Source organism: Myxococcus llanfairpwllgwyngyllgogerychwyrndrobwllllantysiliogogogochensis, from assembly GCF_006636215.1.
In the GTDB taxonomy this organism is placed as follows: Bacteria; Myxococcota; Myxococcia; order Myxococcales; family Myxococcaceae; genus Myxococcus; species Myxococcus llanfairpwllgwyngyllgogerychwyrndrobwllllantysiliogogogochensis.
Genome location: NZ_VIFM01000036.1, coordinates 52,788 through 64,074, shown reverse-complemented (window position 1 = coordinate 64,074; position 11,287 = coordinate 52,788). Strand labels below are relative to the sequence as shown.

General features: G+C 68.5%; 13 protein-coding genes. 8 read left to right on the top strand and 5 right to left on the bottom strand.

Annotation, left to right across the window (positions count from 1 at the left end):
* The coding region (locus FJV41_RS11930; RefSeq protein ID WP_141642578.1) for a 2,5-dihydroxypyridine 5,6-dioxygenase NicX family protein at window positions 1-843 on the bottom strand (843 nt) is incomplete at its 3' end.
* Between the two features lie 166 nt (window positions 844-1,009).
* A complete protein-coding gene (locus FJV41_RS52175; RefSeq protein ID WP_174457234.1) occupies window positions 1,010-1,180 on the bottom strand; it encodes a hypothetical protein in 171 nt (56 codons plus the stop codon).
* A 402-nt stretch (window positions 1,181-1,582) separates the two neighbouring features.
* On the opposite strand from FJV41_RS52175, the gene FJV41_RS11925 reads away from it, so the two are divergent.
* Both FJV41_RS11925 and FJV41_RS11920 read left to right on the top strand, forming a co-directional pair.
* Complete coding sequence (locus tag FJV41_RS11925; protein WP_141642577.1) at window positions 1,583-2,872, top strand: hypothetical protein; 1,290 nt, start codon at window positions 1,583-1,585, stop codon at window positions 2,870-2,872.
* A 295-nt stretch (window positions 2,873-3,167) separates the two neighbouring features.
* Window positions 3,168-3,644, top strand: coding sequence for a peroxiredoxin (locus tag FJV41_RS11920; protein WP_141642576.1), 477 nt, complete (start codon window positions 3,168-3,170; stop codon window positions 3,642-3,644).
* 10 nt (window positions 3,645-3,654) lie between these two features.
* Here FJV41_RS11920 and FJV41_RS11915 read toward each other — a convergent pair whose 3' ends face one another.
* Window positions 3,655-4,233 (bottom strand): TIGR02265 family protein, encoded by a 579-nt coding sequence (locus FJV41_RS11915; protein ID WP_141642575.1) that lies wholly within the window; start codon window positions 4,231-4,233, stop codon window positions 3,655-3,657.
* A gap of 180 nt (window positions 4,234-4,413) precedes the next feature.
* On the opposite strand from FJV41_RS11915, the gene FJV41_RS11910 reads away from it, so the two are divergent.
* The 6 genes from FJV41_RS11910 (at window position 4,414) to FJV41_RS11885 (ending at window position 9,399) form a co-directional block, all read left to right on the top strand.
* Complete coding sequence (locus FJV41_RS11910) at window positions 4,414-5,049, top strand: RNA polymerase sigma factor (protein ID WP_141642574.1); 636 nt, start codon at window positions 4,414-4,416, stop codon at window positions 5,047-5,049.
* Complete coding sequence (locus tag FJV41_RS11905) at window positions 5,049-5,576, top strand: zf-HC2 domain-containing protein (protein ID WP_141642573.1); 528 nt, start codon at window positions 5,049-5,051, stop codon at window positions 5,574-5,576. Before FJV41_RS11910 ends, FJV41_RS11905 begins: the two co-directional genes overlap by 1 nt.
* Before the next feature lie 5 nt (window positions 5,577-5,581).
* Window positions 5,582-6,097 (top strand): hypothetical protein, encoded by a 516-nt coding sequence (locus tag FJV41_RS11900; RefSeq protein ID WP_141642580.1) that lies wholly within the window; start codon window positions 5,582-5,584, stop codon window positions 6,095-6,097.
* A gap of 127 nt (window positions 6,098-6,224) precedes the next feature.
* Complete coding sequence (locus FJV41_RS11895) at window positions 6,225-6,815, top strand: DUF4136 domain-containing protein (RefSeq protein ID WP_141642572.1); 591 nt, start codon at window positions 6,225-6,227, stop codon at window positions 6,813-6,815.
* Between the two features lie 11 nt (window positions 6,816-6,826).
* Window positions 6,827-8,074 (top strand): chemotaxis protein, encoded by a 1,248-nt coding sequence (locus FJV41_RS11890; RefSeq protein WP_246137160.1) that lies wholly within the window; start codon window positions 6,827-6,829, stop codon window positions 8,072-8,074.
* Window positions 8,075-8,292: 218 nt separating this feature from the next.
* On the top strand, window positions 8,293-9,399 hold the full coding sequence (locus FJV41_RS11885; RefSeq protein WP_246137159.1) for an ADP-ribosylglycohydrolase family protein: 1,107 nt from the start codon (window positions 8,293-8,295) through the stop codon (window positions 9,397-9,399).
* Window positions 9,400-9,465: 66 nt separating this feature from the next.
* On the opposite strand, the gene FJV41_RS11880 is transcribed toward FJV41_RS11885, so the two are convergent.
* Together FJV41_RS11880 and FJV41_RS11875 are read right to left on the bottom strand one after the other, a co-directional pair.
* Window positions 9,466-10,476 (bottom strand): DUF5996 family protein, encoded by a 1,011-nt coding sequence (locus FJV41_RS11880; RefSeq protein WP_141642570.1) that lies wholly within the window; start codon window positions 10,474-10,476, stop codon window positions 9,466-9,468.
* 199 nt (window positions 10,477-10,675) lie between these two features.
* The gene (locus FJV41_RS11875) at window positions 10,676-11,272 is read right to left on the bottom strand and encodes a glutathione peroxidase (protein WP_141642569.1); all 597 of its coding nucleotides are present in this window, start codon (window positions 11,270-11,272) and stop codon (window positions 10,676-10,678) included.
* Window positions 11,273-11,287 lie beyond the last annotated feature (15 nt).

The window sequence follows — 11,287 nt, the reverse complement described above, 5'->3', positions numbered from 1 at the left end:
CGAGGTCAGCCTCGGTCTCGTCGGCTCGGAGTGTGTATAAGAGACAGCCCGTCTGGAGTTGGGCTGGGCGAAGACCGCCTCCACCAGGCGGCTCACTTCGGGACTGTCACACTCGTAATCGACGGCATGGCCGTCCTGAATCCGGATGCGGATGGGATTCTTCGCCAGACGCGCATCGACCTGCGTCAAGGCATTGATGTTGAAGGCCCCGTCGGCGACCAGGACACCGTCCACGGTGCCCGGAAAGGTGGCCACCTCTCCCGCGGGCAGGATGACGAAGCTCCCAGGACGCCACACGCCCCGGTTGCTGATCCACCGGTACCGCTCCGAGTCGAGCCCGATGCGCAGGTCCGTTCCCGATGGAGTCTTCACCTTCAGCTCGCGCGCTTTCATGAACCGGTCCAGCAAGCCCGCGTTGAGCTCCGACAACATCCCGGACCTGACGTTCAGCGCCTTGAGGAAGAAGTCCTGGGAGGCGTTGATGATCCGCACCGCCAGCCACTTGTCCAAGTCATAGCGCGCCAGCGCGTTGCGGAAGGTCATCATGTGCGACATCGAGTCGCGCTCGACGGTGATGATGACCAGCTTGCCCTTGAGGCTCTCGGCAGGCGGCAACGCCGCGTCCAGGCGCTGAGGGAAGGTCTCGTCCGGGAAGGGCTTGGGCCGCATCCCCAACAAGGCCGCCTCCATCCCACGCATCCGCAAGACGGTGGCAATCCACGCGGCGGACTCGCGACTCTCGGGCGTGTAGGCCACGAGGACCTGGTCCTCCGGCACGAGGCGCGCGTAATCATCAAGCAGGACATCGATGCCGGCCCAGACTCGCTCGTCCACTTTGCTCATCTCGCGACTCCCCGGATGTGCTGCGGCAGCAGGTTGAGATTGCCCATGGTTTGAAGCTCGGGGCCTTGCGCATGAACACCGCGCCAGACGTCCCGCCCGGCCTTTACGCCTGCCCCAGGCCACCACCAGCGCCTGGGGCAGGTGCCCGCGAAGTCGCGCGGTGCGACTAGTTGTTCTGCTCGGTGGTCCAGATCGACCACATGCCGATGGTGTGCTCGGCGTTGGAGTCGCTCAGGTTGCAGGGGTTCAGTCCGGAGCTCTCGAAGCCCTCGGGCTCCGCGCTCTGCATCTCCATCAGGGTCTGCGCAAGGATTTCATCACGGTTCGAATGTTCCATGTGCAACCTCCCGGTACGCCGGTCACGCCTGGATTGGCGCCCCCAAGGACTATCACAACGCACTCCACAAAACAGACACCCCGCCACCCAGGGCAATCCCATCACGAATTCCAGACAACCCCCGAGCACCATATCCTCTCAACCCAGTGACATGGCGTGGCTGCACCGTTGACGACCCGACATCCCCGGACAGCGCCTTGAATCCCATCCACGCGGCGCGCGCCCGCGCTGTAGCGGCTTTCCATGACAGGGCTTTCCGCATCACATCCATCCCCATCCCTCTCGACTCCACGGGTAGGGGGCCCGACGCGGCGAGTCCCTTCGAGTGGGAGGACTCGCCAGCAACTGTTTCCGAGGCGAGCCCCGCGTCTATTCTTGGGACAGCCCACAGGAGCTGAGCCCATGCGCGCGACGGCCTATGCAGCCCCCTCTGAGATGCACGGCATGGCCCATCCCTCGCGCACCGTGAGCGGGGAGGGAGTCCACACGAGCGCGGAGCGGGGGCTCGCGCAATGCCAGCAACGCGCCAATCAGAGCCCTCCGGTCCAGCGCGTGTCCGGCTACCAGCAATTGCTGAACACGAGCCCCAGGGTGGCGGCGCTGCAGCGCGGCCCACCACGGGCCCCCGTCGTCCAGCGCATGCGCATCACCAGTGGTGACATCACGGAGAGCGTCGACGAGGCCTGGAAGACGGTGGAGGAGTTCCTCTGGGACAAAGGCATTCCCGACCGCTACTGGCCCGAGATGAAGCAGCAGCTCGCGGCCATGGGGGAGGACCAGGAGTTCGAGTACTACGAAGACGCCGCGGACCTGCTGACCCAGCAGCTGAATGCCCGGGAGGGGACGGACTACCCGGTGGGGCCGCAGGAGGACCTTGATGACAAGGACACGCAGCAGGACTCGGGAGGCTGGGGTGGGCTCGCGTGGAAGGTGTTGAAGTACGGCACCATGTTCCTCGCGGCCCAGAGCGCGGTGGAGAACATCCTGCCCAAGGCGAATGCGATGTCGCTCCCCATGGGCCCCAGTGGCCCGTCGAACGCGCTGACGAACATGACCGGCCTGCGGCAGGACGTGTGCAAGGTCCCCGGCCTCATGGACAGCTTCCTGCCCATGCCTCTTCCCACGTGCGATATGGCCGACGCCCCCGTTGCGCCGAAGACCTGGTCCAATCATGGCGTCTGGAAGGATTGGCTGAATGCATTCGCCACGGGGAGGTGGAGCTATCCCGAAGACCCGACCGAGATTCCCGGGGTGAGCTTCCTGTCGGGCCCGAACGACCTGGCCCAGGACGGCTACTACGCCTATTCCCACCGCGCGAAGGATGGGCGGGTGGCCATCTCCTACACGGGGACTGATGCCACCACGAACAACGCCGTGCCCCACAGCTATCTGGCGTCAGGGGGCGACGTGTATGCGGCGGGCATGCTGCTGGCGAAAGGAGGCCAGGTCACCCAGGCGGACTCCGCCTCCGGCCACTACCTTCCCGACCCCAAGGTCTACCTGGACGAGTCCTGCCAGTCGCAAGTCACCCCCAAGGAGAGCCTCGAGTTCCTCCAGAGCAAATTGGAGGCGGATGGACTCGCCGCGCCGGGCATGAACCTGCTCCCGTTCCGCCATCCGAACCTCATCCAGCAGACCATCGACTGCCAGCAGAACAGACAGCCCCTGTTCAACCCCCATGGGTTTCGCTGAAGCCCCTGACGGCCTGGCTTACGTTCCGCGGGAGTGAGGGGGGTGTGAGCGCCGCACCGGGCGTCGCCGGGTGCGTTGACGGCTCCACCCCCTGGCACAGCGCTCAACATTACTTAACACCCCGGTGACTCCAACCATGCGATGCAGGACGCGCCCCTCCCCGGGACTTGGGAAGGACACAGTCCCGCAGTCGAGGGGAGAACGGGTGGCGTCCGGTGGGGAATACGTCCCCGGACTCGCGCGGAAAACGTGGTACCGGTGGACCGTCGCGGCCACCAGAAAGGGAGCCGTCGGAATGCTCGCCATTGGAGACCTCGCGCCGGACTTCTCCGCCACGGACTGCCATGGCGCGCCCCTGAGCCTGTCCGCGCTCCGGGGCCGCAGGGTCGTCCTGTTCTTCTTTCCCAAGGCCTTCACGCTCGGCTGCACCATCGAGAACCGGGCGTTCAGGGACAACCACCACCGCCTCCAGGAGCTGGGCGCGGAGCTGGTGGGCGTCTCCGTGGACACCCAGCGCACCCAGTGCGCCTTCGCGGAGAAGGAAGACATCCACTTCTCCCTGCTCGGAGACCCGGACCGGGTCATCAGCCGGGCCTATGACGTGCTCTGGCCGGTGCTCCGGGTGGACCGCCGCGTCACGTTCATCATCGGCCCCGACGGCCGCATCGAGGACATCATCCGCCACGAGGTGCGCGTGTACCGCCACCTGGATGACGTCCTGCGCTACCTCGAGTCCACCCCGCTCTCCGTCGCCTACGACACGGCCGCCTGAACCCCGGGCTTCAGTCCCAGAGGCAGTAGTACTCGCAATGGGATGCGCCCCGGGCGCGGCACATCGGGTGGGTGATTCGCGGCGACTGACCGCCCGACAGCTCGATGGCTCGCTCGTGCCAGCCGATGATGGTGAGGCAGTCGGCCTCCGTGACGTTCTCCGCGCTGAAGGTGCGCAGCACCGCGGACCGGGGCCCCGTCCAGTCGTACGTGCGCGAGCCCACCGCGTAATAGAACCGGTAGATGCGCGCCGCCTGGCTCAACAGGAAGTGTGGGTCCCCCGCCCTCACGAAGGCATGCTGCGGACCGTGGAGCGACTCGTCCGCGGACGCGCGGCCCATGTCGATGAAGGCCCGGCCCTCGTCATCCGGCGACAGCACCTCCGCGATGGCCGAGTCCAGCCGCAGGTTCAGCTCCAGCGGATACCAGGCCACCGGCAATATCGACTTGCGAAGCAATGCCTGGTCCAACGGGGGCAGCCGCCCGAGGACCTCGTCCACCCGAACCTGCCCGCCGTGCCGGCGCAGCATGTTCAAGCGGGATATGAGCACGCCCCCCTTGATGCGAGAGCCCGAGCCTTCCAGAACCATGAGAAGTCCGTGGGTTGCACCAACCGCGGCCATTCTGACAGCGGCCGAGCGAACAGGGCAACCCGACGTCACAACCGAGTGTCGGCCAAATCGCTGTCATTTCCTGAGATTCCTGAATTGATGCGATGGCGGAAACGCGTCGAAAAATAACCTGGGGGCGGCTCGGGGGTTGAAGGCGTCGTGAGCATCAGGGAGACAGGCGGCCGGGTGGTGGCGATGCCGTCTCGCCGGCTGGCCCTGGAGCGGGCGCCGGACGAGGTGCTCTGTCGTGTCTTCCTGGACGGCGAGGAGGCGGCCTTCGAGGTGCTGGTGACGCGGCACCGGGCGCTCGTCTTCTCGCTGGTGCGCCGCTACACGACCCGGCCCGAGGACGCGGCGGACCTGACGCAGGCCGCCTTCCTGCGCGCGCTGGAGGCCTCTCGCCGGGTGTTCGCGCGCTTCACGCCCGTGGGCCCGGCGCCGTTCCGCGCGTGGCTGGTGCGCATCGCCCTCAACCTGGCGAAGAACCACGCGCGGCACGGCCAGCGGTGGCGGCCGGTGCTGGTGGAGGCCGCGAACGACGAGGTGGCGGAGGCCCCTGGCGAGTCCGCGCAGGACGGCCTGGAGCGGGCGGAGAGAGCACGCGAGGTGCGCGAGGCGGTGCTGACGCTGCCCAGGCGTCAGCGCGAGGTGTTGACGCTGCGCGTGGACGCCGGGTTGGCGTTCAAGGACATCGCGGAGACGCTCGGCATCACCGAGAACAATGCGAAGGTGCAGTTCCACCATGCGGTGAAGCGCCTGAAGGCGCGGGTGGGCGAGCCCGAGGAGATGCGTTGATGGCTGCATGCCCTGACCAGGAAGCGCGGGTGGATCTCCACGCCGCGGGGGCGCTGGAGGCGTCGGAGACCGTGGCCCTGCTCCACCATCTGGAGTCGTGCGCGGGGTGCCGCGAGGCCTTCGCCGCGTCGGTGGAGGTCCTGTCGCTCTTGACGTTGCCCGCGCCGACGGCGGCGGAGAAGCACGCACAGGAAGCGCTGCCCCAGCGAGCGCTGGACACATGGAAGCGGGAGCGCATGAGCCAGGCGCTGCGGCGACGCACCGTGGGCTCGTTGGTGGCGGCGGCAGCGGCGGTGGCGGTGATGGTCCTGGTGCCAGGCATCCCGCGCCCCTGGGACTGGAACACCCCGCCGGAGCCCCGGGAGCTGCCATCCGAGGAGCGCGCGGTGGAAGCGCGGGCGCTGGCGGACTTCGAGGCCTGGGCGGGGCTGGAGCCGCTGGAGGCCAGCTCCGAGTGGGAAGACGAGGAAGCGCTCGACGACGTCGAGAGCTGGGACGAGGAAGCGCTGCTGGGGGAGACGCTGTGAAGACGATGACTCGCAAGTCGTGGGTGGCGGTGACGGTGGTGCTGGTGCCCTGGCTGGCGCTGGCCCGGCCCGGCAACAAGGAGGGCGCGGAGCAGCAGCCTCGCGAGGCCGAGCGGATGGAGCGCGCGGAGAAGCGGATGCGGCTGCGGCAGGTGCTGACGCTGTCGGACGCGCTGGAGTTGGACAACGCGCAGGCGTTGAAGATGGAAGAGACGTTGCGGCGCTTCGACGAGAAGCGGCGGCCTCTGCGGGAGCAGGTTCGCGACGCGGCTCGCACGCTGCATCAGGCGGCGCGGGGCGACAGCGCGGCGCTGGCCCAGGTGGACGCCGCCGCGCAGCGTGCGTTCGAGGCGCGCGAGCGCATCGCCGCGCTGGACCGGGAGATGTACCAGGCGCTGGCCAAGGAGCTTGCTCCGGAGAAGCGGGCGAAGCTGGCGCTCGCCCTCGCGCGCGGCGGCGGAGTGAAGACCAAGCGATTCTGGAAGAACGAGCTGCCGGGGGACTCTCGGGGCGAAGACTGAGGCCCCTCCCTCGGGAATGAGACTGGAGTCGGGGACGGACGGGCATCCGTCCCCGGGGGCGATGAGCGCCCGTGCCTACCGTCAGGGAGCCAACGGCGCGTGCCGCGCCGCCACCGAGGAGGCTTCCATGCGTCTACTGCCCCGACTCGCACCCCTGCTGCTGGGCCTGGCCTTCACGGCCTGCGCGAGCATCGACGTGAGCAGCAACTACGACCCCAGCGCCGTCCAGCAGATCGACGGATACAAGACCTACGCGTGGCTCCCGCAGCCAGAGGGGACCGACAAGCGCGTCTACAATCCCATCGTCGGTGGCCAGGTGCAGCACGCGGCCGACGCGTATCTGCAGTCGCACGGCTACCAGAAGGTGGATGCGGGGGCGAACCCCAACTTCCTCATCGGCTGGCATGGGGCCATCGACAACAAGATTGAAGCGGACACCGTCAACTCCTACTACGGCTATCCGTACAACTCGATGTGGGACCCGTTCTACGGCGGTGGGACCGTCGCCATGTCCGCGCCCGAGACGTATGTGCGCGAGTACGAGCAGGGCACCCTCCTGCTGGACATCGTGGACGCCGAGTCCAAGAAGCTCGTCTGGCGCGGGCAGGCGCAGGCGGAGATTGACGACAACGCCAAGGCGGAGAAGCGGCAGTCGAACATCGACAAGTCCGTGAAGGAAATCCTGGAGCGCTTCCCGCCCAAGCCCGGGAAGAAGTGACGTGCGGGCCCGTGTCCGACGCCGTTGACGTATGGGAGCGTCAGGCGTCGGACACGGGCGTGTCCTCGGGAACACTCGTCGGCGCGGGCGGACATGCCCAGGTTGCCTGCGCTCCAATGTCTCGCGTCCGCCGACTCGCTGGCTGCGTCTTGCTACTCGCCTGCCTTGGCGGTTGCACCGTCTCGGCGCCGCGCTCGGAGTTGGTGCGCCGCGTGGGCCGCTCGGACCTGTCCGTCGGGGCATTGCGTACGCGGGTGCGGGACATGGCGCGCCGCTTCTCCGGGTTGCTGGAGGTCTCTTCGGATGAAATCGCCGCGCGCTCGGGCTCGGCCTCCGTGCGCGAGGCGATGACCACTTTCAAGATCAACTCCGTGCCGGCGATGCAGGCCGCGTTGCTCCAGCCCGACCCCGTGGCGGCCCTGGTGGATGCGTGGGCCCTGCTCGCGCAGCTCGAGCTCGCGCTTCCGCAGTGGGCCGTCTCCGCGGGGGCGTCACCCGAGGTGACAGCCAAGGCCGAGCGCATGTTGCGCGAGCAGGAGGCCGAAGTGGAGGCACTGTGGAAGGACGTGTCCGGCCATGCGGACGTGTCGCCGGCGCACCGCCTCGTCCATGAGTGGGCCGCGAAGAACCCCCTGGTGGGCTCGCTCGTCGCGCGGGTGTCCACCGTGGGATTGCTGGCGGACGTGACGTCTCTGTCCGGGATGGGGGCGAGGGGGACGGCGGGGGCACTCGTCGAAGACGTGCGCGACATCACCGCGCGCGTGGACCTCTACGCCGCGTCCCTCCCCCGACAGGCCCGCTGGCAGGTGGAGTCGATGGCGCAGGAGGTCCTGAGGACGCTGCCCGCGAAGGAGGCGATGCGGGACCTGGACCGCGTGGTGGACACGCTGGACCAGTTGGGCGCGCTGGCGGCGGGGACTCCCGCGATGGTGGCCCGCGAGAGGACCGCGGTGCTGAGCGCGCTCGACGCGGGCAGGGAGGCCCTCCAGGGGTTCATCGAGTCGGAGCGACAGGCGCTCATGGGGGACGTGCGAGGCGAGCGGCAGGCGATTCTCGCGGCGCTTCACACCGAACGCGTGGAGACACTCCAGCAGGGCGAGCAGATCGGCTACGGGTTGGTGGACCACACCTTCCAGCGCGCCGCCATGCTGGTGGACCGCATCTTCCTGTGGCTGCTCGGGCTGACGCTTCTGGGCGTGGTGGGTGTGGTCGCCGTCGCACTCCTGCTCACGCGTGCGTGGCGTCGACGGATGGGCTGAGCACGGCGCGGCATCGACCCCCGTGCGGCCCCGCCCTCCTGACACCACTTCTCGACGCGCCTCGCCACATGGCGACGGCGCATGGACTGAGCGTCGCGCGGCGGCAGCGACTCATGCGCGGCCCCGACATCCTGACGCCACCTCCCGACGAGCTTTGCCAATCTGTCAGGCGCCCTTCAAGCCGAGACTGTGAACACTCTCGGCGCGGGGCGGGCTCCGTGATTGCATTCGTCCCGGACATGGACTCGCGCTCACGTCAGGACCTCATCACCGGTGCACTGCTCGGAACCCTCGTGGGAGACGCCCTCGGTCTGCCCCGGGAAGGGCTCGGCCCTCGACGGGCGCACCGCATGTTCGGAGGCGCGCCGCTGCGACACCGGCTGGTGCTGGGCCGGGGCTTCGCCAGCGATGACACGGAGCACGCGTGCATGACGGGACAGGCCCTGCTCGCGCAACCCGAGGACGCGCCGCGCTTTGCTCGCAACCTCGGGTGGAGACTGCGGGGGTGGTTCCTGGCCCTGCCCGCGGGCATCGGCTGGGCGACCGTGCGCGCCATCATGAAGTTGTGGTGCGGCTTCCCGCCCGAGCACAGCGGCGTCGTCTCCGCGGGCAACGGCCCGGCGATGCGGGCACCCCTGTTGGGAGCCTGTCTCGCCGCGCAGCCAGAGCGGCTCGATGCCTTCGTGCGGGCCTCCACACGGCTGACCCATCGAGATCCCCGGGCCGAGGACGGAGCGCGCCTCGTCGCACGAGCCGCCGCGTACGGCGCCCTCCATGGGCCCGAGGGCGTGAAGGATTCGCAGGCCGCGCTGCGCATGCTGCGCGAAGCCACCACCACCGCTGACTTTCACGCGGTGCTCGACACGCTGAGCGCCCAACTGGCGCGTGGTGCCTCCCTGACGGAGCTCGCCGAGGTCCTCGGGTTGGGACGTGGAATCACGGGCTACGTCATGCACACCGTGCCCGTGGCCCTCTATGCGTGGCTGCGCCACCCGGACGACCTCCCCCGCGCGGTGGAGGAAGTCATCCTGCTCGGCGGAGACACGGACACGGTGGGCGCCATCGTGGGAGGCATGCTCGGAGCCACCGTCGGCGCGGGCGGCATTCCCCAGGCATGGCTGGACGGCGTCGCCGAGTGGCCTCGCTCAACTCAGTGGATGCGGACGCTCGCTGAACGCCTGGCGCGGCAGTTCCCCTCAGGCGAATCCCCTGCCGAGAGAACGGGCCCGCTCGCCCTCTTCTGGCCCGGACTGCTCCCGCGCAACCTGGGAGTCCTCGCCATCGTGCTCGCACACGGCTTCCGTCGCTTGCTGCCACCGTACTGAACGCCACGGCGCATCTCCGCCGTGGCGCTCACGGGTGCATCACGCAACGGCCACGGAGCCACGCCCTCACGAGTGACTGTCGGCGGTGGGCTGCTCGGCCTCCGTGGCACTGACGGAGCCGCGAGCCGCCTTCAAGCTGTCGGGAATGATGAGCGGCCGCTCCAGCCGGTCCCGGTCCCACTTCCCCAGGTTCGCGCAGGCGTCGTAGCTCGTCTGGAAGAAGTCGAGCAGGAACGCCTTGGGGTCCTTCGCGTGGCGCACCGACTCGTAGGGCAGCAGGAACTCCTTGAGGCCCGGGTCGTATCCCGCCTCCGCCGGCTCCACGCGCGCGGCGGCGAAGCCCGTCGGCTCCGGTGCCGCGTAGCAATAGAACGCCGCGCCTCCCAGGGCCTCGCTGCCGGGCCAGAAGCCCGCGCTGCAGACCTCCTCGCAGTAGGCCTCGGCCGTCACCGCGTCAGCGCCTTCACGCACCGGCGCGGGCCGGCCGCCGAAGCGCGTCACCGCCAGGTCGAAGCTCCCCCAGAAGAACTGCACCGGGCTGCACTTGCCGGTGAAGCGGGCCCGGAACTCCTTCAGGATGAGGTCCGCCTGGAGCAGCGCCCGCCACCAGTGCTGCGCGTGCTCGGCCACATAGGTTTCGTGGTGCCGGTCCTGACTGAACGGCGTGGTGTCGTCCGGTATCTCCACCGGCTGCTCCCAGATGCGGGTCTCGATGCCCAGCGAGCGCAGCGTGGCCATGACATCCCGGTAGAACTCCGCCACCGGTCGGGACGTCAGCTCCATGACGCGCACGTCCCCCTGACTCGTCAGGAAGCGCAGCTCGCTGGCGAGGAAGTCGAAGTCCACCTCGAAGCCGCCATTCCCATAGGGGATGAGCCCTGTCGTCAGACCCCGCGCCGTCACGCGGAACGACACATTCCACCAGTGGTTCTCCGGTGGCGTCAGCGTCAGCCGCACCTTGCCGAGCACCTGGGTGTACCGGTGCAGCGTGGCATAGGTGTCCTTCCACTCCGCGAATGGAAGCGCCGGCCACGCCTCCTCCTTCGTTCCCAGTCCGGGTATCGACGCGATGGCCATGCGGCTCCCTCCTCAAGGGCCACGTCCACCACCACGGTGAGCCCCTCATGGCCCACATGCCACGGTGGCCTCACGGGCCGCATGCAGGGAGGACGGAGGACGGAGCGTCAGTCCTCGCGAGCCCTCGGGCTCCCGACGGACGACCCGCCACCGGCCCGGGCGGATGCTCGCTCCGGGCCGGCGAGAGTTCAGGCGTCCGCTACGGCTGGGCGAGCGCGGCGTCGACGGCCTTGCGCAGCTCGTCGCTCTCCGGCGTCACCTTGCTGGGGAAGCCCGCCTTCACCTGGCCGTCCTTGCCCACGACGTACTTGTGGAAGTTCCACTTCGGCGCGTCGTGGTTCTTCGCGAGGAAGGCGTAGACCGGGGACTGGCCGTCGCCCTTCGTCTTCACCTTCTCGAACATGGGGAAGCTGACCTTGAAGCGCAGCTCGCAGAACTTCTTGATGTCCTCCGAGCTGCCCGGCTCCTGCCCGCCGAAGTCATTGGACGGGAAGCCCAGCACGACGACGCCCTTGTCCTTGTAGTCCTGGAAGAGCTTCTCCAGGCCCGCGTACTGCGGCGTGTAGCCACACTCCGACGCGGTGTTCACCACGACCAGGACCTTGCCCTGGAAATCGGAGAGCTTCTCGGCCTTGCCATCGAGACGGTTCGCGGACAGGTCATGCAGGGACATGGGCTTCTTCTCGCTCGGGGGCTGGGACTTCGCGGGAGTGGTGGGCTTCGTCGCCGAATCCCCGGCGAATGCCGGGGTGACGATGAGCGCCGTGGCGACGGTCAGTACATGGAGGGTTCTCATGGGGCCGCCAAGAAT